Source organism: Rosenbergiella gaditana, from assembly GCF_018494065.1.
Taxonomy (GTDB): domain Bacteria; phylum Pseudomonadota; class Gammaproteobacteria; order Enterobacterales; family Enterobacteriaceae; genus Rosenbergiella; species Rosenbergiella gaditana.
In genome coordinates this window covers 1-227 of record NZ_JABBFR010000098.1, presented here as the reverse complement: position 1 = coordinate 227, position 227 = coordinate 1, and the positions used below count along the sequence as shown (strand labels likewise).

General features: G+C 27.8%; 1 protein-coding gene. It reads left to right on the top strand.

What is annotated here, in order from left to right:
* On the top strand, positions 1 to 227 hold a 227-nt coding region (locus tag HH682_RS15615), incomplete at both ends, for a FimD/PapC C-terminal domain-containing protein (protein ID WP_214238385.1).

Sequence of the window (227 nt, the reverse complement as noted above, 5' to 3'; positions counted from 1 at the left end):
ATATTAAAAGTTAATTTTGATGATTATACACCATTGCCTTTTGGTGCTGAGGTTCTTAACGAAAAAAACCAAGAAATTGGCTATGTAGGACAATCGAGCACTTTATTTATAAAGTATGACCAACCACCTAAAATTATAAAGGTAAAAATAAAAAATCAGACATGTCAATTCAATATGGAAAGATATGAAATGAATAATAGTATTAATCTATGCACAGTGAGAAAATA